General features: G+C 64.8%; 22 protein-coding genes. 11 read left to right on the top strand and 11 right to left on the bottom strand.

Annotated features, from left to right (window positions below; genetic code table 11):
• Positions 1-177 precede the first annotated feature (177 nt).
• Together LB523_RS06375 and LB523_RS06370 are read left to right on the top strand one after the other, a co-directional pair.
• A complete protein-coding gene (locus LB523_RS06375) occupies positions 178-2,151 on the top strand; it encodes a TadE/TadG family type IV pilus assembly protein (RefSeq protein ID WP_224601561.1) in 1,974 nt (657 codons plus the stop codon).
• 299 nt (positions 2,152-2,450) lie between these two features.
• On the top strand, positions 2,451-3,083 hold the full coding sequence (locus LB523_RS06370) for a LysE family translocator (protein WP_224601560.1): 633 nt from the start codon (positions 2,451-2,453) through the stop codon (positions 3,081-3,083).
• A 224-nt stretch (positions 3,084-3,307) separates the two neighbouring features.
• On the opposite strand, the gene LB523_RS06365 is transcribed toward LB523_RS06370, so the two are convergent.
• Positions 3,308-4,132, bottom strand: coding sequence for a DUF2189 domain-containing protein (locus LB523_RS06365; RefSeq protein ID WP_224529322.1), 825 nt, complete (start codon positions 4,130-4,132; stop codon positions 3,308-3,310).
• A gap of 168 nt (positions 4,133-4,300) precedes the next feature.
• Between LB523_RS06365 and LB523_RS06360 the strand changes: the two genes are divergently transcribed.
• Positions 4,301-4,807 (top strand): CAP domain-containing protein, encoded by a 507-nt coding sequence (locus tag LB523_RS06360; RefSeq protein ID WP_224601558.1) that lies wholly within the window; start codon positions 4,301-4,303, stop codon positions 4,805-4,807.
• A 30-nt stretch (positions 4,808-4,837) separates the two neighbouring features.
• Here the strand turns inward: LB523_RS06360 and LB523_RS06355 are convergent, their stop codons facing one another.
• The 3 genes from LB523_RS06355 to LB523_RS06345 all read right to left on the bottom strand — a co-directional run bounded on the left by LB523_RS06355 (position 4,838) and on the right by LB523_RS06345 (position 8,419).
• On the bottom strand, positions 4,838-6,370 hold the full coding sequence (locus tag LB523_RS06355) for a DHA2 family efflux MFS transporter permease subunit (RefSeq protein WP_224601556.1): 1,533 nt from the start codon (positions 6,368-6,370) through the stop codon (positions 4,838-4,840).
• A 379-nt stretch (positions 6,371-6,749) separates the two neighbouring features.
• Positions 6,750-7,946, bottom strand: coding sequence for an HlyD family secretion protein (locus LB523_RS06350; RefSeq protein WP_095767876.1), 1,197 nt, complete (start codon positions 7,944-7,946; stop codon positions 6,750-6,752).
• The gene (locus LB523_RS06345) at positions 7,943-8,419 is read right to left on the bottom strand and encodes a MarR family winged helix-turn-helix transcriptional regulator (protein ID WP_095767923.1); all 477 of its coding nucleotides are present in this window, start codon (positions 8,417-8,419) and stop codon (positions 7,943-7,945) included. The genes LB523_RS06350 and LB523_RS06345 overlap by 4 nt, the downstream gene beginning before the upstream one ends.
• 442 nt (positions 8,420-8,861) lie before the next feature.
• Between LB523_RS06345 and LB523_RS06340 the strand changes: the two genes are divergently transcribed.
• The 5 genes from LB523_RS06340 (at position 8,862) to LB523_RS06320 (ending at position 15,656) form a co-directional block, all read left to right on the top strand.
• A complete protein-coding gene (locus tag LB523_RS06340; RefSeq protein ID WP_224601554.1) occupies positions 8,862-10,004 on the top strand; it encodes an efflux RND transporter periplasmic adaptor subunit in 1,143 nt (380 codons plus the stop codon).
• Positions 10,001-11,587 (top strand): FAD-dependent monooxygenase, encoded by a 1,587-nt coding sequence (locus tag LB523_RS06335; RefSeq protein WP_224601552.1) that lies wholly within the window; start codon positions 10,001-10,003, stop codon positions 11,585-11,587. The genes LB523_RS06340 and LB523_RS06335 overlap by 4 nt, the downstream gene beginning before the upstream one ends.
• A gap of 118 nt (positions 11,588-11,705) precedes the next feature.
• Positions 11,706-14,810 carry an efflux RND transporter permease subunit gene (locus LB523_RS06330; RefSeq protein WP_263493000.1) on the top strand — a complete coding sequence of 1,035 codons (3,105 nt, stop codon included), beginning with the start codon at positions 11,706-11,708 and terminating at the stop codon, positions 14,808-14,810.
• A gap of 72 nt (positions 14,811-14,882) precedes the next feature.
• The gene (locus tag LB523_RS06325; protein WP_224601550.1) at positions 14,883-15,296 is read left to right on the top strand and encodes a hypothetical protein; all 414 of its coding nucleotides are present in this window, start codon (positions 14,883-14,885) and stop codon (positions 15,294-15,296) included.
• Positions 15,297-15,323: 27 nt separating this feature from the next.
• Positions 15,324-15,656 carry a hypothetical protein gene (locus LB523_RS06320; protein ID WP_224601548.1) on the top strand — a complete coding sequence of 111 codons (333 nt, stop codon included), beginning with the start codon at positions 15,324-15,326 and terminating at the stop codon, positions 15,654-15,656.
• Between the two features lie 117 nt (positions 15,657-15,773).
• On the opposite strand, the gene LB523_RS06315 is transcribed toward LB523_RS06320, so the two are convergent.
• Positions 15,774-17,267 carry a winged helix-turn-helix domain-containing tetratricopeptide repeat protein gene (locus LB523_RS06315; protein ID WP_224601547.1) on the bottom strand — a complete coding sequence of 498 codons (1,494 nt, stop codon included), beginning with the start codon at positions 17,265-17,267 and terminating at the stop codon, positions 15,774-15,776.
• A gap of 148 nt (positions 17,268-17,415) precedes the next feature.
• Here LB523_RS06315 and LB523_RS06310 point away from each other — a divergent pair, with 148 nt between their 5' ends.
• The gene (locus tag LB523_RS06310; RefSeq protein ID WP_224601545.1) at positions 17,416-18,249 is read left to right on the top strand and encodes an AraC family transcriptional regulator; all 834 of its coding nucleotides are present in this window, start codon (positions 17,416-17,418) and stop codon (positions 18,247-18,249) included.
• 152 nt (positions 18,250-18,401) lie between these two features.
• On the opposite strand, the gene LB523_RS06305 is transcribed toward LB523_RS06310, so the two are convergent.
• The 4 genes from LB523_RS06305 to LB523_RS06290 form a co-directional block, all read right to left on the bottom strand.
• Entirely contained in the window at positions 18,402-19,337 is a 936-nt protein-coding gene (locus LB523_RS06305) for a helix-turn-helix domain-containing GNAT family N-acetyltransferase (RefSeq protein WP_224601544.1), read from the bottom strand.
• 157 nt (positions 19,338-19,494) lie between these two features.
• Complete coding sequence (locus tag LB523_RS06300; protein WP_224601541.1) at positions 19,495-20,631, bottom strand: alanine racemase; 1,137 nt, start codon at positions 20,629-20,631, stop codon at positions 19,495-19,497.
• Entirely contained in the window at positions 20,628-21,908 is a 1,281-nt protein-coding gene (locus LB523_RS06295; protein ID WP_224601539.1) for a D-arabinono-1,4-lactone oxidase, read from the bottom strand. The genes LB523_RS06300 and LB523_RS06295 overlap by 4 nt, the downstream gene beginning before the upstream one ends.
• Before the next feature lie 14 nt (positions 21,909-21,922).
• Positions 21,923-23,107: an MFS transporter gene (locus tag LB523_RS06290; protein WP_224601537.1), complete on the bottom strand. Its 1,185-nt coding sequence runs from the start codon at positions 23,105-23,107 to the stop codon at positions 21,923-21,925.
• A 119-nt stretch (positions 23,108-23,226) separates the two neighbouring features.
• On the opposite strand from LB523_RS06290, the gene LB523_RS06285 reads away from it, so the two are divergent.
• Entirely contained in the window at positions 23,227-23,853 is a 627-nt protein-coding gene (locus LB523_RS06285; protein ID WP_224601535.1) for a TetR/AcrR family transcriptional regulator, read from the top strand.
• 33 nt (positions 23,854-23,886) lie between these two features.
• Here LB523_RS06285 and LB523_RS06280 read toward each other — a convergent pair whose 3' ends face one another.
• Positions 23,887-24,786, bottom strand: coding sequence for a LysR family transcriptional regulator (locus LB523_RS06280; protein WP_224601533.1), 900 nt, complete (start codon positions 24,784-24,786; stop codon positions 23,887-23,889).
• 104 nt (positions 24,787-24,890) lie between these two features.
• Here LB523_RS06280 and LB523_RS06275 point away from each other — a divergent pair, with 104 nt between their 5' ends.
• Positions 24,891-25,652, top strand: coding sequence for an SDR family NAD(P)-dependent oxidoreductase (locus tag LB523_RS06275; protein ID WP_140840809.1), 762 nt, complete (start codon positions 24,891-24,893; stop codon positions 25,650-25,652).
• Positions 25,653-25,660: 8 nt separating this feature from the next.
• Here LB523_RS06275 and LB523_RS06270 read toward each other — a convergent pair whose 3' ends face one another.
• Complete coding sequence (locus tag LB523_RS06270) at positions 25,661-26,512, bottom strand: hypothetical protein (protein WP_140840806.1); 852 nt, start codon at positions 26,510-26,512, stop codon at positions 25,661-25,663.
• Positions 26,513-26,528 lie beyond the last annotated feature (16 nt).

Here is a 26,528-nt window from a genome sequence, read left to right as displayed (position 1 = left end):
ACGACGCCCCTCGTAAAGCGGGCGCTTCCATCGTGCAGCGCACCACCAGAAATGATTTGGTTAGCGGTTGGTGAAGCCGCCGTTAAGCAATCGAGCGGTTTGCCAAACCGGTCCTTCAGCGTTTTGTGGAAATGTCGCCCGACAGAGAATCCGCCGGCGGGGGGCCGCTCGAGAAAAATGCGCAAATTCTGGCATCAATTCTGCCGTGACCGCCGCGGCAACTATGCGCTCATGACCGCAATCGCCATGGTGCCGCTGATGGGAGCAGTGGCGATGGCCGTCGATTTCAGCGAGCTCAACCGCCAGAAGCAGATGGTGCTCAACGCGCTCGACGCCGCCAATTTCGCCGCGGCGCGGCGGCTTGCCGAAGGCGCCACGGATGACCAGATCAGAGCCTATGCGGTCGACTTCTTCAACGCCAATTTGAACAACATCGACCCCGCCGACATCTCGCTCAAAATCACGCTGCCCACCAGCCAGGCCGGCGGCGGTCTGCTCACAATGAGCGCGACGCTGAACTATCACCCTTACTTCTACCCGTCCTCCTCGCTGCTCGTCGGCGCATCCACGGTCGATGCGAACAAGTCGATCAACCTTGCCATGGACTCCCAGGTGCGGCTGAAGAACACGCTGGAAGTGGCGATGGTGCTCGACAATTCAGGCTCCATGACAACGCCCGGCACAGGCACGGGACAGAAGCGCATCGACCTGCTCAAGCAGGCGGCCAAGCAGCTCGTCGACACGCTGGGGCAGCAGGCGGCGCAGATCAAGCAGATCGACAAGCCGGTCCAGTTCAGCCTCGTGCCGTTCGCGGCGTCGGTCAATGTCGGGCCGAACAACGACAACGCCTCCTGGATGGACACCTACGGGCTGTCGCCAATCGCCAACGAGAATTTCGATTGGTCGACGCTGAACGCTCCCGCCAAATACGCTCAGAAAATCAACGGCATTTGGTATAAAAAAGGTACCGGTTGGGGCTCGGAGGAAGGGCAGATACTGACCCGTTTCGAGCTCTATCGGGATATGAAGGTCGTCACCAGCCACGAACGCATCGCCGGCAGCAAGCGCGTCGTCTGCGACGAATATCGCGACAACCATACCTGCGAGCGCAGCCACAACGAATATGATTACAACGACACCTATGGCCCGTTCGCCAGTTGGCAGGGTTGCGTGGAAGTGCGGCCCTATCCCTACAATGTCAACGACACGCCGGCCTCCGGCGGGCCCAACAACACGGGCATCGGCGTCGGCGATCCGGCGACCATGTTCGTGCCGATGTTCGCGCCCGACGAGCCCGGCAACCATTGGTATGTCACACAGGATCCTGACGAACCGAGGCCGGTGACCTATGGCGCCGCCAACAGCTGGTGGAACGACGATCCGTCGAGCACCACCGGCAAGACCAGGCAGTCCAATATGGCCAAATACTTCATGCCACGGCCGATCAATGCTCCGGTATTGAGCTCGGGCGCCGGGCCGAATTACAGCTGCACCACCACACCGATCACGCCGCTCACCGATGTCACCCAAACAGATGGGCTTGCCGCCATCAAGGCGGCGATCGACCTGATGCAGCCCAACGGCAACACCAATGTGCCCGAAGGCATGGCCTGGGGCTGGCGCACGGTTTCGAGCGCCGAACCCTTCACCGAAGGCCGTCCGGAATCCGAGCGCGGCAACGACAAGGTCGTCATCGTGCTCACCGACGGCGAGAACACCTATTCGACGGTCAGTTCCGATCCGGCCGGCAACAAGTCGACCTATGCCGCCTACGGCTACACCGGCGTCGGCTATAACGGCACATCGGTCACCCGCCTGTTCGGCGGCACGTCGAGCGCCATCGGCCAGTTCAACTATTCGTCGAGCAACTACACCGCGGCGATGAACGAGCAGATGGCGAAGCTGTGCGACAATGCCAAGGCGGCCAACATCATGGTGATGACGGTGGCGCTCGACATGTCGTCTATCAGTTCAAGCGACCAGAAGGCGATGGCCGCGCTGAAGGCCTGCTCTTCCGATTCCCGCTTCCGCAAGGATCCGACCGATCCCAGCAAACCGGCCAAGCTGTTCTGGAACGCCACCGGCGCAACGCTCTCCGACAACTTCAAGGAGATTGCCAACGAGCTGTCCAATTTGCGCGTGGTTGGGTAAGGGGGGCGGCGCTGAGCTGCCAATCTCCCCCTTTGCGGGGGAGATGGCCGGCAGGCCAGAGGGGGGTGTGAAGGAACGCCATCCCTTGTCAAATCGGCCACTGCTTAGACGATATGAAATTGTTGACGCCGGCGGGACAGCACCCCCCTCTGCCTTGTCAGGCATCTCCCCCGCAAGGGGGGAGATTGGCAGCTTCGCCGATTTCGCCAATTGTCCGCGCTGGCGCAAAAGCTCCCGCAATCATGCTCTTGCTAACGGCGAGGCGCGTGATGATTGTTACGCCGCCACCGGAGACTCCGATGCCCGACGCCGCCAATCATCTCACTTTCGCGCTGATCTGCCTCGGCATGGTGCTCACGCCTGGGCCAAACATGATCTACCTGATCTCGCGCTCGCTGTCGCAAGGGCCGAAAGCCGGGCTGATCTCACTCGGCGGCGTGGCGCTGGGCTTCCTGTTTTATGTGGTCTCGGCAGCGTTCGGCATCACGGCGCTCATCTTCGCCGTGCCATACGCTTACGACGCGCTTCGCTTCGCCGGCGCGCTCTATCTGTTGTGGCTCGCCTGGCAGGCGCTGAAGCCCTGCGGGCGCTCGCCCTTCCAGGTCCGCGAGTTGCCGAGGGACAGGCCGCGCAAGCTCTTCGTCATGGGGCTGATGACCAACCTGCTCAATCCGAAAGTGGCCGTGCTCTACCTGTCGCTGCTGCCGCAGTTCATCAATCCGGCCAAGGGTCATGTTCTGTCGCAGCTTCTGGTGCTCGGCGTGACGCAGATCTCGATCAGCCTCACCGTCAACGCCATCATTGCGGTGACGGCCGGCTCGATCGCGAATTTCCTCGCCGGACGGCCGTTCTGGCTGGTCGTGCAGCGCTGGATGATGGGCACGGTGCTGACCGCCCTGGCCTTGAAGATGGCGACCGAGGCGCAGCGCTAGGGCACATTGATATTCAGGTGAGACCGGCCTGCGAATGACGGCTGTCTGCGCTTCCGGTGCTCACGTACAGCAGTACGCTCCGCTCCGGCTTTCGCCGGCCGAAGCCCTCATAAGTGTCTTTGCTCTATGAAGGCTACGGCCGGCGTAGGCCGGTTCTCGACAGCCATCATTCTCGGGTCCGCCTGACCTGAATCTCAACGCACCCTAAGGGCGAGCCATCAGATCTACATCGGCCGGCGTACAGGCCGGATCTGCTCCGGCTCGACCACCTTGCGGTAGAGATGCCAGGTCGCGTGGCCGAGGATCGGCATGACGACGGCAAGCCCGGCAAATAGCGGGATCGAGCCGATCACCAGCAACACGGCGACCGTCAAACCCCAAAGCGCCATCGTCAGCGGATTGGCCATGACGGCGCGGGCCGAGGTTTCAATTGCCGAGACGGCGCCGACGTCGCGGTCAAGCAGCAGCGGAAAGGCAATGACGGTGGTGGCCAAAACGACGGCGGCGAAAACGAAGCCGACGGCGTTGCCGACGAGGATCAACGTCCAGCCCCTGCCGGTCGTCAGCACATCGCGCAAAAAGGCGCCGACCGAAGCGGGCGGCTCGGCGCCGAACAGGCTGGTGTAGAGCGACTGCGCGGCGAACAGCCACAACAGGAACAGCGCGAAAAGCAGGACGCCGATTACCGCGATCGACGGCAGCGCCGGCGAATGGCGCACGTCGAGCGCATGGTGCCAGCGGCTGCTCATGCCGAGCTCGCGCCGGCGGCTGATCTCATACAGGCCAATGGCCGCGAAGGGCCCGATCAGCGCGAAGCCCGACATCAGCGGGTAGACGAGCTGGATGGCGTTGGAGCCGGAGCTCCACCGGGTCAGGATCAGGCCGACGATCGGATAGATCAGGCACAGGAACACATAATGCGACGGCTTGGCCCAGAAATCCTCGGCGCCGAGCCTCAACGCATCCCAGAGATCCGACGTGGTGATGTGGCGCACCGTGGGCTGCACATGCATCCCGCGCGCGTCCGCCATGACATGAAAACCAGCCATAACCGTCCTCCGTTTTATACCGGGGGCGGTCACCGCCTGGGTGGCCGCCCGTGGCTGCCACTTTCAAGAACGCCGGGATGATAACCGATCTTCCGGGGAATGTCGCGCTTCATGCGATTTTCATCGCCCTGCCCGGCAAAAGCCACGATCGCCGGTATCAGAGGCCGCATGACCACCTTGATCACCACCTCCCCCGATTTCAACCGCCGCACGTTGCTCGCGGCCGCCGGCCTAGTGGCGCTTGCCGGCATAGCCGCCTGCAGCACCATCTCCGTGCCGACGGGCGAAGGCGCCGGCGTCTCTTCGTCCGCGACAGCGACGTTGGCCAGTATCCGCAGCTCCGCCGGTCTGCCGACGCTGACGCCGGACGCGCAGCTCGAACAGGCCGCATTGCAGCAGGCCGGCTATATGGCCTCGCGCGAGCGCATGAGCCACACCACCGGCTGGGGCAAGGATTTCGCCTCGCGCATGAAGGACAATGGCGTGCGGGGCGCCGCCGCCGAAAACATCGCCGAGGGCCGTTTCGACCTTGAGAAGCTGTTCGACATCTGGATGCATTCGGCCGGCCACCGCCGCAACATGCTCGATCAGGACTTCAGCCGCTTCGGGCTGGCTTACGTGCGGGACGGCCGCGATCCGGCGTTGCGCTATTGGGCGCTGGTGCTGGGCCGCTGAAAAGGCGGCCGGCTGAGAGCAGCGACTTTATCAATCCATATGCGCGGCCGGCGCCCCGCCCGCCGGTGCCGCTTTTGGCTTGCGCAGCAGAATGACGAAAGGAATGGCGGCCAGCGTCATCACCATCAGGATCTTGAAGTCGTTGATATAGGAAATCATCATCGCCTGGGCATTCACCGCGCGGTCGACCTGCGAAAGTGCTACGGGATCGCCGGCGGCGGCCGCCGGAGAAGCGGCCCACAGATTCGGGTTGTACGGATTGATGAAGGCCGACAGCTCGGTGTGGTTGATCTGGGTGTTGCGCACCATCAGCGCCGCGACCACCGATACGCCGATGGACGAGCCCAGATTGCGCACCAGGCTGAACAGCGAGGTGGCGTCGGTGCGGTAGCGCGCGTCGAGCGTGGCGAAGGCGACCGTCGACAGCGGCACGAACACCATGCCCATGCCGAGGCCCTGGATGACGCCCGAGGAGATGATCAGCCAATTGTCCATCTGCGGCGTGAAGCTCGCCATCGTATAGAGCGACTGCGCGGTGAGCAGGAAGCCGATGGCGACAAGGATCCTGGCATCGATCCTGTGCATGATGCGGCCGACGACCAGCATCGAAATCATCGTGCCGATGCCGCGCGGACCCAGCACGACGCCGATGGTCACGGTCGGATAGCCGAAGATGTTGGCCAGCATCGGCGGCAACAGCGACATCGAGGCCAGTATCAGTACGCCCATGACGAAGATGAAGCCCAGCCCGGTCACGAAATTGCGGTCGAGGAATATCTTCGGATCGATGAAGGGATGCTCGGCCGTCACCGTGTGGATGATGAACACCCAGAAGCCGGTGAGCGACAGCGCGAGCTCGATCCAGATTTCGGCCGAGTTGAACCAGTCGACCTCGCCGCCGCGGTCGAGCAGAAGCTGCAGCGCGCCGACACCGAGCGACAGCATGGCGAAGCCGAAGAAGTCGAAGCCGCGCACGCGCTTGGCGATGACCGGCAGGTAGGCGGCCATGCCGAGGAAGGCGAGGATGCCGACCGGCAGATTGATGAAGAACACCCAGCGCCAGTTGAAGTTTTCCGTCAGCCAGCCGCCGAGCGTCGGCCCCAGGATCGGCCCGAGCATGATGCCGGCGCCCCAGATCGCCATTGCCTGGCCATGGCGCTCCTTCGGGTTGATGTCGAGCAGGAAGGTCTGCGACAGCGGCACGATGGCCGCGCCGAACACGCCCTGCAGCAGGCGGAAGAGCACTATGGTCTCGAGGCTCCAGGCAAGACCGCAGAGCATGGAGAAGATGGTGAAGCCGACGACGGCGGTGAGGAACAGCTCCTTGCGGCCGAGCCTGTCGGCGAGCCAGCCGGTAACTGGCGTCATGATCGCCGCCGCCACGATATAGGAGGTCAGCACCCAGTTGATGTTGTCGGGCGAGGCGCCGAGGTCGCCGGTCATGGTCGGCAGCGCGACGTTTGCGATCGTGGTGTCGAGCGCCTGCATGATCGTCGCCAGCATCAGCGCGACTGTGATCAGTCCGCGGTGCGGCACTTCCTTGAAAGGTTCGGGCGTGCTCATGATGCTGAACTTCCAGCAGGTAACAAAAACATGTACGTTAGCATGATGCCGAAAAGTATCATGCGCTTTGATTTAGAGGCGGGTTCAGATTTCAGGTCGAACAGGCCCGAAATCATCCGGCTCTAGGTTTCCGGGCGGCAAAGCCTTCGTTGAGAGACCTTCATCGCGGTGGGACGCGACTATCGATGTGGGGGTTACATCGACTGAAAGTCTCTGTTGGAGCGGATGCCTGCCGCCCGGAAACCTGAGGACCAACGGGTCCGTGGCCGGGCCTCAGCTTTCGAACGAGCCGCCATGCGGCTTACCTTGCTGATCCCTTGCCACGTCTCCACCAGACCAATCCCCTCAATGCCCGCCGGATCGCGACGGGCTCGCTGTCTTACCGCGCCTGCTCCCCTGCCGTGGCGTGACCGAAGATCGACGGCAGGCCGCGCGCCACGCCGGTATCGACGGTGACGGTGGCGCTCATGCCGGTGCGCAACGCCATCTTGGCGTCGGGGTCGGTCAATTCCAGGCGCACGGGAATGCGCTGCGTGACCTTGACCCAGTTGCCGGTGGCGTTTTGCGCGGGCAGCAGCGAAAACTCCGCGCCCGTCCCGGCGCCGATGGCTTTCACGGTCGCCTCGAAGGTGCGGCCCGGATAGGTGTCGACGACGATCTCGGCCTTCTGGCCCGGCTTCATGTTGGTGAGCTGGGTCTCCTTGAAATTGGCATCGATCCAGGTGTCGCCCGTCTCGACCAGAGCGAACAGCGGCGTGCCGACGCCGACATACTGGCCGACCTTGAACGACGCGGCCTGGTAGACGATGCCGTCGGCCGGCGCCTTGACCGTCGTCTGCGCCAGATCGTAGGCGGCCTTGTCGCGCGCGGCGAGCGCCGCCATCACGGTCGGATGCTTGTCGGTCTCGATATCCGGATTGCCACCGAGCGCTGCCTTGGCGCTGACGATGCCCTGCTGTGCGACGGCGAGCTGCTGCTTGGCCTTGTCGAGATCGTTGCGGGCCTCGTCGAGCGACGACTTGGCGTTGATGCCTTTCTGCGCGAGATCGGCGGCGCGGCCATATTGCGACTGCGCATAGTCGACCTCGCTGGAGGCGGACTTTTCCTGCGCCATCGCCTGGCTGTAAGCGGCGCGCAGCTGCTCGACATTGAGGCGCGCGGCGGCGACCGCCGCATCGGCCTGGGCGAGCGCAATCTTGTAAGGCTCGGGGTCGATGACGAAGAGAAGGTCGCCCTGCTTGACCAGCTGGTTGTCGGCTATGCCGACCTGGACGATACGGCCGGCCGTGTCGGAGGCGACCGAAATCCTGGCCTGCTGCAGGTTGGCGTTCTCGGTTTCCTGATAGCGGCCGCCCGTGATCCAGACATACGCGCCGCCGGCAAGCAGGGCCAGCGGCAGGGCGACCATCAACAGGAAGCGCCCGGGGCGGCGCTTCTTCTTCGGCGCCGGAGCGAGCCGCGGCTCGGCAGCCGCCGCAACCGGAGCGGCCGCCGGCTGCGCCGGCGCTTCCGCGACCGGCTGGGCCGGCGCAAGCTTGGTGACGTTGTCGTCTTCTATCTTGGCTGCCGCGTTCATGCTGCTGCCCCTTCCGTATTCTTCATCTTTTCCAGGGACGTCTCGGCGTCCGTCAAATTCTGCACGATGGCGTCCAGCACTCGGATCAGGACGCGGCGCTCTTCCGCCGACACGCCGGTCAGCGATTCCTCATAGACCTCGCCGGCAAGGCTCTTGACGTCGGCGTAGGCCGCGTTCGCCTTCTCGGTCGGGAAGATCATGCGCACGCGCCGGTCGGTCGCGTCCTGGCGGCGCTCGATCCAGCCGCCCTCCTCCATGCGGTCGACCAGGCGAGAAACGCTGATCGGCTCGATTTCGAGGAGCTCGGCAAGCCGCGCCTGCGCGACGCCCGCCTCCTTGGCAACGCGCACGAGCAGCCGCCATTGCGCCGAGGAAAGACCCAACCCGCTGGCGCGCGCCTCGAAACGCTTGCGCATCAAGCGCTGCACGTCGTGGATCAAAAATCCCAATCTGTCGATACCGTCGGAAACCATGAGCGGTATATATAATAAGCGTGCTTACTATTCAAGAGGCTGGGTTGTTCGAGAAGCCGGCAAATCGACGTTGCAGCAAGGCAAGCTCCCTTACGGTTAGCGATCGATGAACGTGCAGGGGTCGGTACCGGTAAGCCCATCCCAAGGCCAGGAGATCATGGCCGGTTGCGCATCAGCATGGTGACGACGAAGAAGGCGCCGAGCGAGTTCGTGATGATGTCGATCGAAGGGCGCCATACATTTGGAGCGCCGACGTCAAGCCTGTCTCTCGGACAAACATCGGAAAATTTTCAGAAACCGTTCGGGATTTCCCAGGCCGGAAACCGCAAGAAGATAGGGCTGGTGAAAGACAGGCCCGCGAACGCCCGATCCCCTCTCCAGCCAACATATTTCCCGGGCCGCATCCTCCCAGCGCGGTCGCAACCCTGGGCATGGAGACAACATGATTGCCGCACTCTTCCACAATAGGCCGCTGAGGCGCCGCCTTGTCGCCGGATCGATCGCCGTTCTTGCCGGCGGCGCCGCAATGGCCTGGCACGGCGCAAGAAGCGAGGCCTCGAACGCCAAACCCGCGACGCCTGAGACGAAGCTCGTCAAGGCGATAGCGGTCGCCCCGATGCTCGGCGCGGACACCCGCACCGCCGTCGGCGAGATCCGTCCGAGGCTCGAAAGCGATCTCGGCTTTCGTTTATCCGGCAAGCTCATCGAACGCATCGCCGAGATCGGCGCGACGGTGAAGAAGGGCGACGTGCTCGCCCGCATCGACGATCAGGACTATCGCAACCGGCTCGCCAGCGCCGAGGCCGATGTCGCGGCGGCGCAGGCCGTACTTGTCGAGGCAAATGCCGCCGAGGCGCGCATCGGCGCGCTGCTCGCCAAGGGTTTTACGACGCGGGCCAATTATGACGCGACGCTGAAGAACCTGCGCTCGGCGCAAGCCAAGCTCAAATCGGCGACCATTGCCTCCGATATGGCCAAGGACCAGCTCGGCTATACCGAGCTGCATGCGGAATTCGACGGCATCGTCACCGCCGCCGGCGCCGAAGCCGGCCAGTCAGTCAATGTCGGACAGATGGTGGTGCGCGTCGCCGATCCGGACAGCCGCGACGCCGTGTTCTCGATCGCGGAAGCCGCCTTCGCCAACGCTCCCGACACCAAGCGGCCGCCGCAGGTGACCGTTTCTCTACTCAGCAATCCGGCGATCACGGCCGTCGGCACCATCCGCGAGATCGCGCCGATGGCCGATGCCACGACCCGCACCTTCCAGGTGAAGGTCTCGATCGACAATGCACCCGGCGAGATGCGTTTCGGCGCAAGCGTCGCCGGCCGCGCCGAGATGGGTGGTGGCGCGCCGGTCATGGTGCTGCCGGGCAGCGCGCTCTTCGACAAGGACGGCAAGCCGGCAGTCTGGGTTGTCACCTCTTCGTCCGCTGTCGAACTCAAGCCCGTTACGGTCGCCCGCTACGAGACCGGCCGCGTGGTGGTCAGCAACGGGCTCGCCAAGGGCGATATGGTCGTCACCGCCGGCGTGAACCGGCTGCGGGAGCACGAAAAAGTTCGTATCATCGAGGGAGAAGGAAAATGACCATGTCCAAGGCAAAGGTCCTCATCGCCGGTGCCGGCCCGACAGGGTTGACGCTCGCGCTGTGGCTGACCAGGCTCGGCGTGCCGGTGCGCATCTTCGACAAGGCCGCCGCTCCCGGCGAAACCTCGCGGGCGCTGGCCGTCCAGGCGCGCACGCTGGAGTTCCACCGCCAGATCGGCATCGTCGACGACGTGCTGGCGGCAGGCGTGAAGCTCGAGCGGCTTACCGTGCACACGCCGGCCGGCGTCGCCGCCAGGCTGCCGCTGTCGGATTTCGGCCGCGGCATCAGCCCTTACTCCTTCGCCTTCGCGCTGCCGCAGGACATCCACGAGCGCGTGCTGATCACGCATCTGGAGCGCGCCGGCGTCGAGATCGAGCGCAATACGGAGCTCGTCGCTTTCCAGGACAAGGGCGAGGCGGTCATCGCCACGCTGAGCAGGAATGGCCGGATCGAGACCGTCAGCACCGCCTATCTCGCAGGCTGCGACGGCGCCCGCAGCGCGGTGCGCCACGGGCTGAACATCGGCTTCCCCGGTGGCACCTACGAGCAGTCCTTCTACGTCGCAGACGTGAAAGGTAGTGGCGATATCACCCGCAACGGCATGGACACGACGATCAGCACCTACGGCTTCGCAATCGTCATGCCGGTGCGGCAGTCCGGTTCGGTCCGGCTGATTGGCATCGTGCCGAAGGCGCATGAAGCCGACGAGACGATCAGCTTCGAGGCGATCCGCGCCGATGTCGAGCGCGACACCGGCGTCAAGGTCGACGAGGTCAACTGGTTCTCGACCTACCGCGTCCATCACCGGGTCGCCGAGCGCTTCCGCGTCGGCCGCGTCTTCCTCGCCGGCGATGCCGGCCACATCCACAGCCCGGCCGGCGGCCAGGGCATGAACACCGGCATGGGCGATGCGGTGAATCTCGCCTGGAAGCTCGCGGCGGTCGTACAGGGCCGGGCCGATGCGCGCCTGCTCAACAGTTACGAACCGGAACGCATTGCCTTCGCGCACAAGCTGATCGAGAGCACCGACACCGCTTTCCGTTTCATTACCAGCCGCTCGCGGCTCGTCGGCCTGTTCCGGCGCTACCTGATGCCGAAGATCCTGAACATCGCCCTGCACACCTCGATCGGCTCGCGCGCCTTCTTCGGCGTGATCTCGCAGGCGGCGATCCAGTATCGCGCCGGGCCGATCAGCTCGGGGGTGGCGGGCAAGGTCAGCGGCGGCGATCGCCTGCCCTATGTCGCTTGCAACATCATGGGCGCGGGCGGCGACAATTTCGAGCCGCTGCGGTCGCTCGACTGGCAGATCCATGTTTATGGCGAGGTCAATTGCGATTTCCGGGCGATGCTCGCACCGACAGGAATTGCAGTGCATGCCTTCGCTTGGACCGACGCAGCCGGGAAAGCCGGGCTACAGCGCGACGCAGCCTATCTGGTGAGGCCGGACGGCCATGTCGCGCTCGCCTCGCCGGTTCAGGAAGCCGCCGTTTTCCAGCGCTATCTCGCCGGCCTCGCCATCCGACCGAGGACCGCCGAACGCGCGCCCTACCGTGTGCCGGGCACCATGCACAGCCTGGCCTGAATTGCGACGGTGCCCGCCGAGCGGCGGGCGCTGACTGAACCCAAACCGTCATTTGTTTTGGCCAGCCGGCAAGCGCCGGCGGAGCGCGCTTGCGCGCCCCCTGAAAAGGAACCGCATCATGACCAGCTTCAATCTTTCCGAATGGGCGCTGCGCCACCGCAGCTTCATCGTCTATCTGATGATCGCGGCCGCACTTGCCGGCCTCTACGCCTATGGCGGCCTCGGCCGCGAGGAGGACCCGCCCTTCACCATCAAAACCATGGTGGTGAAGACGATGTGGCCGGGCGCCAGCACCAGCGACACAGTGGAGCAGATCACCGACCGCATCGAGAAGAAGCTCGAGGAACTGCCGGACCTCGACTACGTCAAGAGCTACACGAAACCCGGCGAATCCGTCGTCTTCGTTAATCTCAAGGACACGGTGGCCGCCGACCAGGTGCAGCCGCTCTGGTACCAGGTGCGCAAGAAGCTCGACGACATCAAGCCGACGCTGCCGTCAGGCGTGCAGGGCCCGTTCTTTAACGACGAGTTCGGCGACACGTATTCGCTGATCTATGCGCTCACCTCCGACAGCCTCAGCCATCGCGAGTTGAAGGATCTCGCCACCAGCCTGCGGGCCGGGCTGCTGACGGTGAAAGATGTCGCCAAGGTCGACCTCATCGGCCAGCAGGACGAGAAGATCTATCTCGAATTCTCGACGCAGAAGGTGGCGGCGCTCGGCCTCGATGTCGGCACGCTGTCGCAGGCGCTGCAGGCGCAGAACGCGCTGACCCCGAGCGGCACGGTCGATGCCGGCCCCGAGCGCATCGCCATCCGCGTCTCTGGCAGCTTCACCTCCGAGGAAAGCCTCAAGGCGATCAACTTCTATGCCAACGGCCATTACTTCCGGCTGGGCGACGTCGCCGAGGTCAAGCACGCCTATTCCGACCCGCCGCAGCCGATGTTCCGCTTCAACGGCAAGCCGGCGGTCGGCATCGCCATCTCGATGACTTCGGGCGGCGACGCGCTGGCGCTGGGCGAGACGGTCAAGGAGAAGATGCATGAAATGGAGGGCGAGCTGCCGCTCGGCGCCGAACTCGGCCTGGTCGCCGACCAGTCGCATGTGGTGGAAGAATCCGTCGGCGAGTTCACCAAGAGCCTCGGCGAGGCGATCGCCATCGTGCTCGCCGTCTCGCTGCTGGCGCTCGGCTGGCGTCCCGGCGTCGTCGTGGCGGTCGCCATCCCGCTGGTTCTGGCGATCACCTTCGTCACCATGGAGTATTTCGGCATCTCGCTGCAGCGCATCTCGCTCGGCGCGCTGATCATCGCGCTCGGCCTGCTGGTCGACGATGCGATGATCGCGGTCGAGATGATGATCGCGCGTATGGAGGAAGGCTACGACAAGATCTCGGCCGCCACCTATGCCTACACCTCGACCGCCTTCCCGATGCTCACCGGCACGCTGGTGACGATCGCCGGCTTCGTGCCGGTCGGCTTCGCCAAGAGCGGCGCCGGCGAATACTGCTTCTCGCTGTTCGCTGTCGTGGCGATCGCGCTCGTTGTATCTTGGGTGGTTGCGGTGCTGTTCACGCCGCTGACCGGAGTCTTCCTGCTGCCCGATCGCATAAAGGGTCATGGTGGCAGCCATCATCCCTCGCGCATCGCCCGCGGTTTCCAGGCGCTGCTCGAAATGGCGATGCGGGCGAAGTGGCTGGTGCTGTCGGCGACGGCCGGACTGTTCGCGCTCTCCGTCGTGGCGATGGGCTTCGTCGGCCAGGAGTTCTTCCCGAAGTCCGACCGGCCCGAGGTCATGCTCGACCTCACCTTGCCGCGCACTGCTTCGATCAAGTCGACGGATGCCGTGGTCGAGCGCGTCGAGAAGCTGCTCGCCGCCGATCCAGATATCGACCACTGGAGCTTCTATGTCGGCCAGGGCGCGGTGCGCTTCTACCTGCCGCTTGACGCGCAGCTCGCCAACGACTTCTTCGCCCAGGCCGTGGTCGTCACCAAGGGCCACGCCGTACGCCAGGCGGTCATCGACCGGCTGGAGAAAAAGCTGTCGACCGGCTTCGACGACGTTATGGCCCGCGTCACGCCGCTGGAACTCGGCCCGCCGGTCGGCTGGCCGCTGAAGTTCCGCGTCAGCGGTCCGGACCCGGACAAGACGCGCAGCCTCGCGCAGCAGTTCGCGCAGGTGCTGGGCAGCGATGCCGCCGTGCGCAACATCAACTACGACTGGAACGAGCCGGCCAAGGTGATCAAGGTCGATGTCGACCAGGACCGGGCGCGCGCGCTGGGCATCTCCTCGCAGCAGCTGTCGGAGACGATCAACGCAGTGCTGTCCGGCTCCAAGATCACGCAGATGCGCGACGACACCTATCTCGTCGACATTGTCGCACGTGCCGTGGACAGCGAACGCGCCAGCATCGACACGCTGCGCGGTCTGACGATCGGCGCTTCGGGCGGACGGCGGGTGCCGCTCGAACAGGTCGCGAAGCTCAGCTACCAGACCGAGCCGCCGCTGATCTGGCGCCGCGGCCGCCTGCCGACCGTGACCGTCCAGGCCGACGTCGCACCTGGCGAGAACGCCACCACCGTGTCGAAGCGGCTAGCGAGCCCCATTGCCACCTTCGAGGCGCAGTTGCCGGCGCGCTACAGCGTCGAGCAGGGCGGCGTGATCGAGGACAGCGCCAAGGCGCAGGCCAGCATCTTCGTGGTCTTCCCGCTGATGCTGTTCATCATGGCCACCGTGCTGATGATCCAGTTGATGAGCTTCCAGCGCCTGGTGCTGGTGCTGCTCACCGCTCCGCTGGCGATCATCGGCGTGGCCGGCGCACTGCTTCTGTCGGGAGCACCGATGGGCTTCGTCGCGATCCTCGGCGTAATGTCGCTGATCGGCATGGTGATCCGCAACTCGGTCATTCTGATCGCGCAGATCGACCAGCATATCGCCGCCGGCGAGGAACCCTGGGCGGCGGTGATCAGCGCCACCACGCATCGCTTGCGGCCGATCTTGCTCACGGCGGCGGCCGCCATTCTCGGCATGATCCCGATCGCGCCAACCGTGTTCTGGGGGCCGATGGCCTATGCCGTGATGGGCGGCCTTTTGGTCGCGACCGTGCTGACGCTGGTCTTTCTGCCGACGCTCTACGTCACCTGGTTCGGCATCAAGGCGCCGGTCGAGAGCGCTCCCGCGGCCGAGCGGACCACGGCCGCCGCCGAGCCCCAACCGCTGGCGGCCTGACCGGCGCTTCCTCCAACAGCCACGGCGCATGCCGCCGTGGCGACCCTTCATCCAACACGGAAAGGAACGATCATGACACCCTTCTTTGGCAATCTTCTGGTTCGCTTCAACGCCGGCTTCCTAATCCTCGCATCGGTCGGCGGGCTCGCCACCGACATCGCCGGCTCCTTCTTCGGCCGCGGCGCCGAGGCCGTGCTGCTCAACAACGCGCCCGGCACCGGCATCGGCTTTATCGAAGCGCATGGGCTCGCCTTGATCATCGGCGTGACGCTCTGGCGTATCGCCTACTCCCGCATCTGGCATGCCGTGATGGCTGCCGTGCATGTGCTGCTCGGAACGGCAAACCTCCTGTTCTGGCAGTTCTTCATCGCCGCCGACGTGCTCGTCGTCGGCGGCGTCACAACCGCGGCGCACTGGCTGTTCGTGGTTGCTCACCTGGCGGTGCTGACGGGTTCGACCCGGCTTGCCGCTGCATCCTCCCACTAGACCTCACCAACATCTGGAGAAACCAACATGCCTATGAAATCCCTCAGGAAATGCCGTTCGGCGGCAGCGTTGCTCGCCCTCGCGATCACCGCCGTCGAGATCGTCGGCAGCGCCGTTCCGGCCCTGTCGCTGGTCAGTACTGCCGAGGCACGAATTGGCGCGCCCTGGACGCCGCGCAGCGCAGCGGGCGTTGCCCGCCGCACCACCACCTGGCGCGTGCTGCGGCATACGACAGCCTGGGTCGCGACGCTCCCCGCCGGCTGCGTCCGCACCAAGGTCAACGGTTTTGACGTCTGGCGCTGCGGCGGCACCTACTACCGCGCCTATCAGGGCCGCTACATCGTGGTCGTGACCGATTGATTGGTCCCGAGCACGACTTAAGGCGCGTTGCGCTGAAACGGAGTCACGCGACGCGCTTTAGGTCTTTGTTCTGGTGCACGTTGTCTCGGAACCGCTGCACGTCTGAGCGACATGCATTTAGCCGAGGGCAAGCCTAACGCCTTCGGCGAGATGCTCAGCATCCGCCTGGCTTTCGAACGGAACGCCGCGCAATGCATAGTCGAGCGGCGAGAACGGAGCGCCCTCGTCGACGAGGGCGATCTGCCGACGCGCCTTCTCCATATCTCCCATCTGGGCATAGCAGGCCGCCAGCCGCGTGCGGATCCAGGGCGCCGGGCGCGTTGCCAATTCCAGCGCCTCTGCCGCTTGCCGGTACTCCCCCATCATATAAAGCGCCAGCGCGCGGTCGAACTGGTACCAGTGCGGATGCAAGGGATCGATGCGAATGCCGCGGGCCAGCCAGGTCAGCGCTTCCAGCGGCCGGCCGCGCATGGTGAGCAGCATTCCCATCTGCTCGATGCTGTCGGAGTCAAAGGGGTTGAGCTCAAGCGCGATGCGCATGTGATGCTCGGCCGCCTCGTGATCGCGCATGTAGAGGCGGATCAGCGACTGCACGCGATGCCCGGTCGGCTGATCGGGCGACAAGGCCAGGCCTATGTCGGCAAGGTCGCGCGCGTTCTCCAGCACGGCATCGTTGGCGCGCCCGAACTCCCCGTCCAGCGAGCGCGCTAAAGCGAGATAGGAGTAGGCAAGGCCATAATTCGGATCCTTGGCGATCGCCGCCTCGAACAAGGCCTCGGCGCCGCGCTGGTCGGTCTGGGCCGGATCGCGCAGCAGCGCAAAACCGCGCAGCAGAAGCTCGTAGGCGGCGAGGCTGGTCACCGGCTTGCGTGAAGCCCGCTCCAGCCCGGCATTGGTGACCCGCGTCACCAGGCGGCTGACGATCTGCTCGACGATCTCGCGTTCGATGGCAAACAGCCCGGCGCCTTGGGACTGGTAGCGGTCGCCCCAGAGCTGTCTGGCGCTGGCGATGTCGACAAGGCTGACGGCCACCACGACATGCTCGCCCTGCCGACGCAGCGACCCCTCGACCAGATAGTCGGCGCCGATGCGGGCGCGGATCTGCGGCCACTCGGCGCGGCCGAAGGAGGTGAAAGAGAAGCTCGAATTGCGCGCCAGGACCGTGACCGTGCCAAACCGCGCTACGCCGTTGATCAGGTCCTCGGCAAAGCCGTCGACCATCGCCTCGTCGGCCGGATCGCCGCTATCGTTACGAAAGCGCACGACGGCCACGATCGGCTGCGAACTGATCTCGGGCGCGGCTTCGGCCTCGGCGGCAAGCATGTAGCCGCGCTTGGAGATGGTGCGCACCATATCCTCGCCCAGCACCTTGCGAATTTCGCGTACCGATTGCGTCAGCGAATCCTCGGTGACGTAGACGCCCGGCCAGACGACATCCATCAGTTCCGATTTCGGCACGACGCGGCCCATGTTGCGGGCAAGATGCGACAGCAGCGCATAGGCTTTCGGGCGCAGGAACAGCGGCTCGTCGACGCCGCGCAGCGTACCCATGGCAAGGTCGAGCGTGAACCCGCCAAACCGGAACACCTGATCGGCCGTCGCCGTCGTCATCGGGAACACCCCTTCCCGCCTATCGTGCACAATGTCAGCCCTTCCCGCTCGACCCGGGTCGCACATCACCATTATTGCCCAGAGCGCAATTTCGATCAAACTGGCCGGTGGCGTAGGGCTAGTATCGTCCCGCCAAATGCGAGGAGCCATGAACCCGACCGAGAAGGCGCTATGGTTTGTCGAAAGCCACTTGCCCGACGCCATCAGCCTCGACGAGATAGCGGCAAGCAGCGGCGTGTCGCGCTTCCATGTGACGCGCGCCTTCGGCGCGGCCACGGGACGATCGGTGATGGGTTATATGCGAGCGCGGCGGCTCAGCGAAGCGGCGCGCAAGCTGGCCGGCGGCGCGCGCGACATTCTCTCGGTCGCGCTCGATACCGGCTACGGCTCGCATGAGGCGTTCACGCGGGCTTTTCGCGAGCAATTCGGCACCACGCCGGAGCTGGTGCGCGCGCAAGGCTCGACCGAAAACCTCGACCTCGTGGAGCCCATTCTGATGGACAGTTCGCTTCTCACCACACTCGAGCCGCCGCGCTTCGAGACCAGCCGCCCCTTCCTCGTCGCCGGGCTTGGCGAGCGCTACAGCTGCGAGACCAGCGCCGGCATCCCGATGCAGTGGCAGCGCTTCACCCCTTATATCGGCAACATTCCGGGCGAAGTGCACGGCGTCTTCTATGGCGTGTGCACGAATGGCGACGATGCCGGCAATTTCGACTATGTCGTCGGCGTCGAGGTGACGGACTTCTCCGACCTGCCGAAAGATTTCCAACGCGTGCGGGTGCCGGCGCAGAAATATGCGGTGTTCTCGCATCGCGAGCACATCTCGACCATCCGCCGCACCGTCAACACCATCTGGAACAGCTGGCTGCCGGCCTCCGGCCACGAGATCGCCGATGCGCCCGAGTTCGAGCGCTACGGGCCCGAATTCGACGCGCGCACCGGCAATGGCGGGCTGGAGATCTGGGTGCCGGTCAAGGGGTGATAGTCTTCCCTTCTCCCCCTGTGGGAGAAGGTGGATCGGCGCGCAGCGCCGAGACGGATGAGGGGTGTTCCAGCGGAGTGAGACGTTGGCATTCCCTGGAGCACCCCGCGCCTTCGGCGACACCTTCTTCCACAAGGGGAGAAGGAAAAGCGCTAAAGCTCGAGATTCCACGTTTGCCCGACAAGATCCTTGCCAAAGGAATGATGGCGTTCTTCCTCGACCAGCTTGAAGCCGGCAGCCTGATAGATGCGGCGGGCCGAGCCCAGTATGTCGTTGGTCCAGAGCGTCAGTGTCCTGTAGCCCTTGGCGCGCGCGAAGGCGATGCATTCGTCGACCAGCCGCCGACCGATGCCGAGGCCGCGCGCCGACGGTTCAACGTAGAGCAGCCTGAGCTTCGCGACCTTGGGTGACTTGCGCATGACGAAGACCGAGCCGACCACCTCGCCTTCGCGCTCGGCGATCCAGCTGCGCTCCCATTGCGGGACGAAGTTCTTGACGAACTCACCGAGGATCTCTGCGACCAACGCCTCGTAAGTTTCGTCCCAGCCATAGTCCTGCGCGTAGATGAGGCCTTGACGGTGCGTGATCCAGCCGATGTCGCCGACCTGCAGCGGCCGCAGAATATAGGGAACCTTGGCTTCAGGTCTGTCGCCGAGCAAGTCTTGGACGGTGCGCATGGCCTTGACCAGCCGCTCCTGTTCGGCCGGCCCCAGGCGATCGAGCAGCGCGCGCACCTGGTCATGCGAATCCTGGTTGAGAGGCGCAAAGGCTTCCCTGCCGGCCGGCGTCAGCGCGATCGAGGCGCGGCGCGCGTCAGTTTCACTAGCTTCGCGTCCGACCAGGCCGCGCTCCTCGAATTTCTTCAACAGCCGGCTGACATATCCGGGGTCGAGGCCGAGGTCGCGCACCAGGTCGCTTGCGACCAGCCCATCGCGATGGGCGAGCTCGTAAAGCACCCGCGCCTCGGTCAGCGAGAAAGGACTTTTCAGCAGGCTCTCGTCGAGCAGGCCGAGTTGGCGGGTATAGAAGCGGTTGAAGGCGCGCACCGCATCGATACGATCCTTGCCTGGGTGATTGTGAATGGTCATGGGAAATCCTCCTGTCCTGGACAGGATCAACCGTTTAGTTGACTGAGTCAATTAATATGGCGAGGGGACACTACACAATTTCGTCATTCCAAGGCGGAGCAAGGAGCGAAGCGACGCGCAGTTGCGGAGGCCAATGCCAATCGCGACCGCAGCGGCCCTACCCCATTGGCAGCACTGGCCAAAACTCCACAATACTCCCGGCCGAGAACACAGCGATCGCCCCAAAATGCTGCAGCACCGCCTCGCTCTGCGTCGGCCGCAGGAAGGCATAGTCGCCGGGCTTCACATCTGCGCCCGCCGGCAGGCCCATGAATTGCTGGTTGGACGACAGGCCCATCAATCCGTTCGGTTTCATGCCTTCGGGAAACACCGTCTCGGCCATCCATTTGCCGCCATAGAGATAGCAGCCCTTGCGCGGGAAGAGGCCAAGCCCCTGCAGCGCCCTGGAAACCGCCGGCGGGCCGGGCAGCATCGGATCGAGCGCCTTGAGGATCGGCGTGGCGATAAAGGCCGCCGGCTGGAAGCCCTCCAAGCCAGGCGTGTCGAAATCCTTTGGCAGCACGAAGGCCGAGCCGATCGACACTTCGTTGGCGACGCCGCCGCCATGCAGCAGCGCGGTCTTGGAGCCGCCGATGTTGAGGATGCGGCGCTGGTCCGGATCGAGGACGGCGGCAAAATCGGCGGCTTTTGCAGAGGCCTGCTTCAGCGCCTTGGCCGCGCCCCCGAACAGGCCCGGTATCTCCGGCGCATGCGCCTCATAGGCCATGATGCCGTCGCAGAGCAGACCTTTTGGAATCGTGAGCGCGTTAATCTCGGCGGGATCACGAAAACCGCCGCGATGCAGGCCGACATCCACCTCGAAAGCGAAGCGCAATTCTGTGTTGAGCGCGGCAGCGAGCGCGCCATATTCCGCCAGCCGTTCCGGCGTGTCGATCAGCCAGCAGACGCGCGACCAACAGCCGGCGCCACCCCTGGTCAGCGCGGCCTTGGCGGCACCCACCGGCATCGGCTTGCCGTAGAGAAGATCGCCCTCGGGAAACGCGTCAACCACGGCCTGCGTCACCGGCGGATGGAAGGTCATAAAGCGGTTGGTGCCAAGCGCCTTGGCGATATGCGAAAGCAACGGCACGCAAGGCAGCGACTTGTCGACCAGCCGCACGTCAAGGCCCGGCGCCAGCCTTTGCTTCACCAGCGCGACGTTGCCGTCCAGCCGGTCGCGATCGAGGACAAGGCAGGGCCGGAAAATCTCGGCGGCCATCAATGCATCGGCCAGAGCGGCGAAATAGGCGCTCATTGTTGGATGCCGAACAGGCCGGCCATGTAGGGCGAGACGAAACGGTTTTGCGGATCGATGTCGCGCCGCACCGCCATCGCATCGTCCCAGCGCGGATAAAGCTTCTTGAAGTCCGCCGCCTTCAGGCTGTGCATCTTGCCCCAATGCGGCCTGCCGCCACACTTGCGGAAGATCGGCTCGGCGGCGCGCATGAAAGGCAACGGGTCGTCCGCCGCATCGTGGTGGATTGCGATCGAGCAGGTCAGCCTCTTGTAGAATGGCGAAAGCCAGAATTCGTCGGCCGCCACCGAGCGCACCTCGATCGGGAAATAGACTTCCGGGAAATGCTTTTCCGCAAGCGCAATGATCTCGGCCAACGCCTTGGGACCTTCCTCGTAAGGCAGGTGATACTCCATCTCGTTGAATTTGGTGCGACGCTCGCTGGCGTAGACGTTGAGCCAGTCCTGCACATAGTCTTCCGCCGGCACCTTCCTCACCGCCCCTCTGATCAACGCGCGGCGCAACCACGGCAGCCAGTGCAACGCGGTCCGAAGCTTGCGTAAAGTCGCCAGCCCTTCCTCGTCGTCCTCGGTCGGCCGCATAGTCGGCGCCGCGTCGCTGAGATCGCTGGCGATGAACTGGGCATACCCGGCAAATGGAATGTAGTAGAACTCGGCCGAGCGATGCGCGGCCATCATCATCTCGAAGTTTTTGAGCATGTCGCCGATCGGCAGCACCCATTTGCGGCGGCGCAGCCGGTAGGTGGCGATGTTGTTCATCGCCACTTCGGTCAGCACGCCGAAGGCGCCCAGCGCGACGCCCGTGGCGTGGATCATGTCCAGGTCGTCTGCCCGGCTGAACTCGCGCAGCTCGCCTTGCCCATCGACGAGTTGCAGCGCCTCCAATTGCGTGTGATAGGCGCCGAGCGTCGGGCCGGAGCCATGCGTTGCCGTGCCCAGCGCGCCGCCGATCGCCTGGCGGTCGATGTCGCCCATGTTGGGCAGGCCTTGGCCGATGTCCTGCAGGATGTGCATCAAGGCGCCGAGCCGCGTGCCTGCCCTCACCCGCGCCCGGTTGTTCGCGGCATCGTGCGAGACCAGCCCCTCCATCTTCTCCAGCGAGACGATGGTGCCGTCGGACTGCACCAACGGCGTGAAGGAATGGCCAGCGCCAGCGACGCGCAGCGGACCGGGCGCCGAGCGCACCAGTTCGGCCAACTCGCCGGCATCGGCCGGCGCCGCGATCAATTTCGGGGAAGCCGTGACGAAGCCGGACCAGTTGCTCCACGCGGTTGCCATCTTGACCCCTTTGCTCAGACCCGGCCGCGCCGCCGCGCGACCAGCACGAAAATGCCGAGCAAAAGCACGCTCGCCAAAGCGGCGGCGGCGGCGAATTCGGACACGGGCCGGAAGTCCGCGCCGTCGATCAGCAGCGAAGCGGCGACCGGGCCGATGGCGAGGCCGAAGAGCTGGGCGGCCGGCACCAGCAGCACCGCGGTGCGCGTCTCGTCGGCGGTGATCGCCAGCCGGATCTGGTAAGGCACGATGAAGAGTAGGATGAACCCTATCACCAGCGCCACGGCCCAGAACACCGAAAGACCCGGGCCGGACGCAAGCAGCAGCGAGCTGATCGCCGCGACGATCGTGATGACAGTGATGGCAAAACGATAGTCGATGCGCGCCTCGAAGCTTGTCGCGGTCATCGCGCCGAGCACCTGCGCGGCAAGGCTCGCCGAAACCATCAAGCCGACGGTGCGGCCATCGATGCCGAACTGTGCGCCGATGGGCTCGAGAAAAGCCCAGACGGCGCCGAAGAACATGAAATAGCAGAAGATCGACAGCAGCGCGGCGATCGCCGGTACGGTCGCCACGTTGGCGAACTGTTCTTGCTTGGGCAGGTCGGCATAGTCGTCGGGCACGGTCCATGCCACGACGAGCGAAAGCAGACAGACGATGCCGAGCGCGATGAAGCCGCCGGCCGAGCCCGCTCTCGGCACGGCAAAGAGCGCGAGGATCAGCGCCAGCGCGCACTGCGCCAAGGTCTGCAGCGTGACGAAATAGCCGCCGATGCGCTCGGCCCGGCGCGAGCGGGCGATCAGCTCGGTTGCGACAGCGACAAGCCCGCCCTCCGCCAGGCCAGCCAGCGTGCGCGCGCCAATCAGCGCATTGGGGCTGCCGGCATAAGCGGCCCAGACATTGGCGAGCGCGAGCAGGACAAGCAGCACCGTGCTTTTCCAGCGCATGTTGCGCGCCGGCAAGAGCATCGCCACCACGCCCGAGCCGATAGCGATCGCGATCATCTCGGCGGTGGCGACCAGCGCCAGCTCGTCGCCGGTGACATGGCCTTCGCTGTAGAGCGCACCGAGCAGCACCGGCTGCAGTCCGAGGATGAGGAGGCCGACCGAGCCGATCCACAGGGCCGAGGCCAGCTGCAGGCCCGTCGGATTGCCGACAAGCCAATCGCCATTTTCCGCTTGCGCGGCTTGCGATGCAGTCACGAGGCGCTCTCCCTTGCAGCTCGCTCGAAAAACTGACAGGTTGTCAGCATTTCACGGAACTGATACTTGATCATGTTTCTTGTCAACCGCGAATTCGCGGCTTTCACGAGATTTGGCGCATGACGCAGACAAGGCGAACAGCGACGGAACCGCGGCGCAGGCCGAAGCAGGAGCGCAGCCGTGAGCGCATCGACGCGATCCTCGCCACGACCATGCGACTGATCGGCGAGAAGGGCATCGACGCGGTGACGATGAAGGAAGTCGGCGCGCTGGCCGGCGGGCCGATCGCTACCGTCTATCATTACTTCCCCAGCAAGTCGGCGATCCTGGCGATGCTCTATGAGCGGTTCTCCGAGGAAAGCCGCGCACGCTTCGGCACGATCATCGCCAGGATAGCCCGGCTGGACGACGTGACCGCCGCGGCCGACCAGCTGCTCGACGATTATCATGCCCGTGTCGCCGCGGACCCAGCCATCCAGGACCTGCAGAACGCCATCCAGGCCGACAAGGCGCTGCAGCATCTCGACATCGCCGAGACGAGGCAACAGGCGAAGATGTTCTGCGATAAGGTCGGGCCGATGCTCCAAGCGGAGCAGCGCGAGGCGTTCGGACGTGTCGTGTTCCTGATCTTCCAGCTCGCCGGCAGCGTCGTGCGGCTGGCGCTGACACAGGACGAAGCGGAGGGACGGAGGACGATCGAGGATTATCGGTCGATCATCCATACGCAGTTGAAGCTGTTTTTGTAGCCGACGCCATACTCGGGGCCGCGCCTGGCTGCCTCAGCCCGCTTCCAGCTTCGGCCCCAGAATCTCCACCAGCCAATCCACAAACACTCTCACCCTTGGCGAAAGCTGGCGGCTCGGCGGATAGAGCACCGAGATCGGCGTCGGCGTCGGAGGATTGCCGGGCAGCACCTCGATCAGCCGGCCGGCATCAATGTCGGCGGCGAAGCGGCGGCGCGGCGCCTGGTAGAGGCCGAAACCCTGGCGCACCAGCGTAGCGGCGGTGTCGGAATTGGAGACCGTGACGCGCGACGGCAGGACGATCTCGCGGACCTTGCCATCGACGGTGAACTCCAGCGGCATCACCTGGCCGGTGCGGGACGAGACGAAGCCGATCATCATATGCCCGGCAAGTTCGTCCAGGGTACGCGGCAGGCCGTGGCGCTCGACATAGGCGGCGCTGGCAACCGTCGCCTCGCGCGCCGTGCCGATGCGACGCGCGATCATGTCGCTGTCGGGGAGCGTGCCGGCGCGGACCACGCAATCGACGCCTTCGCGCACCAGGTCGACGAAGCGGTCGCCCTCGCCGATATGCACGCTGAGCCCGGGATAGCGGGCGAGCAGCGCCGGCAGTTCCGGAATGACGAAGGTGCGGGCCATGTTGCCGTTGATGTCGATGCTCAGACGTCCGCGCACCTCATGCCCGCCGAAGCTGCCCTCGGCATCCTCGATGTCGGCGAGGATGCCGATGCAGCGCTGGTAATAGGCCTCGCCGTCCAGCGTCGTGGTGACGTGGCGCGTTGTGCGCCTCAGCAATTGTACGCCGAGCCGCTCCTCGAGCTGCTTGATCGCGGCGGTGGCGCTGGAGCGCGGCAGGCCGAGATCGGCGGCGGCCGCGGTGAAGCTGCGCCGTTCCACAACGCGAGTGAAGAGCCGCATGCTGTCGAACCGGTCCATCGCCGATTGTTCGCACAGACTGAATAGTGTTGGCAATCCATGGCCGATTATATCGATCAGGCAGGCGAGTATATGCATCTCCATCCAAAAGAAGGAGATTCGCCATGACCACTCGTCCCATTGCTCTCATCACCGGCGGCAGCCGCGGCCTCGGCCGCAACACCGCGATCCACCTTGCCCGGAGGGGCGTCGACGTCATCGTCACCTATCGCTCGCGCGCCGACGAGGCGAAGAGCGCAATCGCCGAGATCGAGGCTGCCGGCGGTCGAGCAGCGGCGCTTGAGCTCGACGCCGGCGCCGTCGCCAGCTTCCCGGCTTTCGTTGCGGCGTTGAAGAAGACCCTCAAGGACACCTGGCAGCGCGACCGCTTCGACTATCTCGTCAACAATGCCGGCACCGGCCTGCGCAAGATGATCGCCGAAACGACGGAAGAGGAATTCGACACGCTGATGAACACCCATCTGAAGGGCGTGTTCTTCCTCACCCAGGCGCTGCTGCCGCTGATCAATGATGGCGGACGCATCATCAACATCTCGAGCGGGCTCGCCCGCTTTGCTGCTCCCGGATCGTCGGCCTATGCGATGATGAAGGGCGGCATCGAGGTGTTCACGCGCTACCTCGCCAAGGAGCTCGGCCAGCGCGGCATCACCGCCAACACCGTGGCGCCCGGCGCGATCGCCACGGACTTCAATGGCGGCCATGTGCGCGACAATGCCGAGATCAACCGCATGGTGGCCGGCGTCACCGCGCTCGGCCGCGTCGGCGTCCCCGACGATATCGGGCCGATGATCGCCTCGCTGCTCTCCGACGACAATCGCTGGGTCAACGCCCAGCGCATCGAGGTGTCTGGGGGCATGAATATCTAGACGATCGGTCACTTGACCTGGCGGATCAGTCCTTCGAAGCCGTCGGCAAGATTGGCATTGCCGGCGGCGATGAAGCTCGACAGGTTCCTGGCACGCCCAGGGGTCTTGTTGGCATCGAGCAGCACCGCCCTGCCCTCATGCATGACGAAGTCGAACTTGCCGTAATCGAAGCCGAGCTGGCGCCGCAGCGCGCGCAGCTCGTCCGGCACGGGCACCGCCTCGCGGCGGATGGTGTCGTCGCCCTTGACCAGGCTCTGCGGCGAGACATGACGGGTGCAGCGCTCGCGCTCGCCGCAGAACAGCCAGAAGCGGGCGCCAAAACCGTCCGGCTCCGGCTCGGGAATGAATTTCTCGACGACCAGATCCCGGCGTTCGAAGACCGCGGCCGGAACATCGGCGAGCGAGGCATGGATCTCGTATTTTTCGAAGGCTTGGACGCCGGGAAACGGCTCCGGCCTGCCGGCTCGCCGCGCGCGCCGGTTCAGCTGCTGTTCCGGCGTTCCCCGATGGTTGAGGCTGCTCTTGACGATGACCTGTCCCTGCCAGTCGTCGCCTTGGCCAATCACGGCGCCGCTGACGCGGCGTTTCGAGATGTCGGCGGCCCCAAGATTGAGGCAGAAGGGAAAGCGGCGCGCATAGTCGACATAATCGGGCGGCGTCACGGTCGCGTCGAGATGCAGCACCGCGATGTCGGCGGCCGGCTTCGCCGAGGTGCCGCGCAGGACCCGCACCGAATGGCCGCGGCGCTTCAGCTCCTCCAGCAGGTCGAAGAGCATATACGGGCTGTCACGGCGCAGCAGCAGCCCGCGCCGGGTCTGGAAGCGGTCTTGTTCATGCGTGATGACGGCGATGCGTGCCATGCGCCCCACTTGGCTT

It is taken from the genome of Mesorhizobium sp. ESP-6-4 (genome assembly GCF_020164735.1).
Taxonomy (GTDB): Bacteria; Pseudomonadota; Alphaproteobacteria; order Rhizobiales; family Rhizobiaceae; genus Mesorhizobium.
Note: the sequence above shows the minus strand (reverse complement) of the source record. Positions and strands in the feature narration are given on the sequence as shown.

Excerpts from the sequence above, each read along its gene's own strand:
- LB523_RS06375 (WP_224601561.1), top strand. The coding sequence starts at position 178 with ATGCGCAAATTCTGGCATCAATTCTGCCGTGACCGCCGCGGCAACTAT.
- LB523_RS06350 (WP_095767876.1), bottom strand. The coding sequence starts at position 7,946 with ATGAACGCGGCAGCCAAGATAGAAGACGACAACGTCACCAAGCTTGCG.
- LB523_RS06320 (WP_224601548.1), top strand. The coding sequence starts at position 15,324 with ATGCCTATGAAATCCCTCAGGAAATGCCGTTCGGCGGCAGCGTTGCTC.
- LB523_RS06270 (WP_140840806.1), bottom strand. The coding sequence starts at position 26,512 with ATGGCACGCATCGCCGTCATCACGCATGAACAAGACCGCTTCCAGACC.
- LB523_RS06345 (WP_095767923.1), bottom strand. The coding sequence starts at position 8,419 with ATGGTTTCCGACGGTATCGACAGATTGGGATTTTTGATCCACGACGTG.
- LB523_RS06355 (WP_224601556.1), bottom strand. The coding sequence starts at position 6,370 with ATGAGCACGCCCGAACCTTTCAAGGAAGTGCCGCACCGCGGACTGATC.
- LB523_RS06365 (WP_224529322.1), bottom strand. The coding sequence starts at position 4,132 with ATGGCTGGTTTTCATGTCATGGCGGACGCGCGCGGGATGCATGTGCAG.
- LB523_RS06325 (WP_224601550.1), top strand. The coding sequence starts at position 14,883 with ATGACACCCTTCTTTGGCAATCTTCTGGTTCGCTTCAACGCCGGCTTC.
- LB523_RS06335 (WP_224601552.1), top strand. The coding sequence starts at position 10,001 with ATGACCATGTCCAAGGCAAAGGTCCTCATCGCCGGTGCCGGCCCGACA.
- LB523_RS06360 (WP_224601558.1), top strand. The coding sequence starts at position 4,301 with ATGACCACCTTGATCACCACCTCCCCCGATTTCAACCGCCGCACGTTG.
- LB523_RS06330 (WP_263493000.1), top strand. The coding sequence starts at position 11,706 with ATGACCAGCTTCAATCTTTCCGAATGGGCGCTGCGCCACCGCAGCTTC.
- LB523_RS06285 (WP_224601535.1), top strand. The coding sequence starts at position 23,227 with ATGACGCAGACAAGGCGAACAGCGACGGAACCGCGGCGCAGGCCGAAG.
- LB523_RS06280 (WP_224601533.1), bottom strand. The coding sequence starts at position 24,786 with ATGGACCGGTTCGACAGCATGCGGCTCTTCACTCGCGTTGTGGAACGG.
- LB523_RS06340 (WP_224601554.1), top strand. The coding sequence starts at position 8,862 with ATGATTGCCGCACTCTTCCACAATAGGCCGCTGAGGCGCCGCCTTGTC.
- LB523_RS06370 (WP_224601560.1), top strand. The coding sequence starts at position 2,451 with ATGCCCGACGCCGCCAATCATCTCACTTTCGCGCTGATCTGCCTCGGC.
- LB523_RS06310 (WP_224601545.1), top strand. The coding sequence starts at position 17,416 with ATGAACCCGACCGAGAAGGCGCTATGGTTTGTCGAAAGCCACTTGCCC.
- LB523_RS06305 (WP_224601544.1), bottom strand. The coding sequence starts at position 19,337 with ATGACCATTCACAATCACCCAGGCAAGGATCGTATCGATGCGGTGCGC.
- LB523_RS06315 (WP_224601547.1), bottom strand. The coding sequence starts at position 17,267 with ATGACGACGGCGACGGCCGATCAGGTGTTCCGGTTTGGCGGGTTCACG.
- LB523_RS06275 (WP_140840809.1), top strand. The coding sequence starts at position 24,891 with ATGACCACTCGTCCCATTGCTCTCATCACCGGCGGCAGCCGCGGCCTC.
- LB523_RS06295 (WP_224601539.1), bottom strand. The coding sequence starts at position 21,908 with ATGGCAACCGCGTGGAGCAACTGGTCCGGCTTCGTCACGGCTTCCCCG.
- LB523_RS06300 (WP_224601541.1), bottom strand. The coding sequence starts at position 20,631 with ATGAGCGCCTATTTCGCCGCTCTGGCCGATGCATTGATGGCCGCCGAG.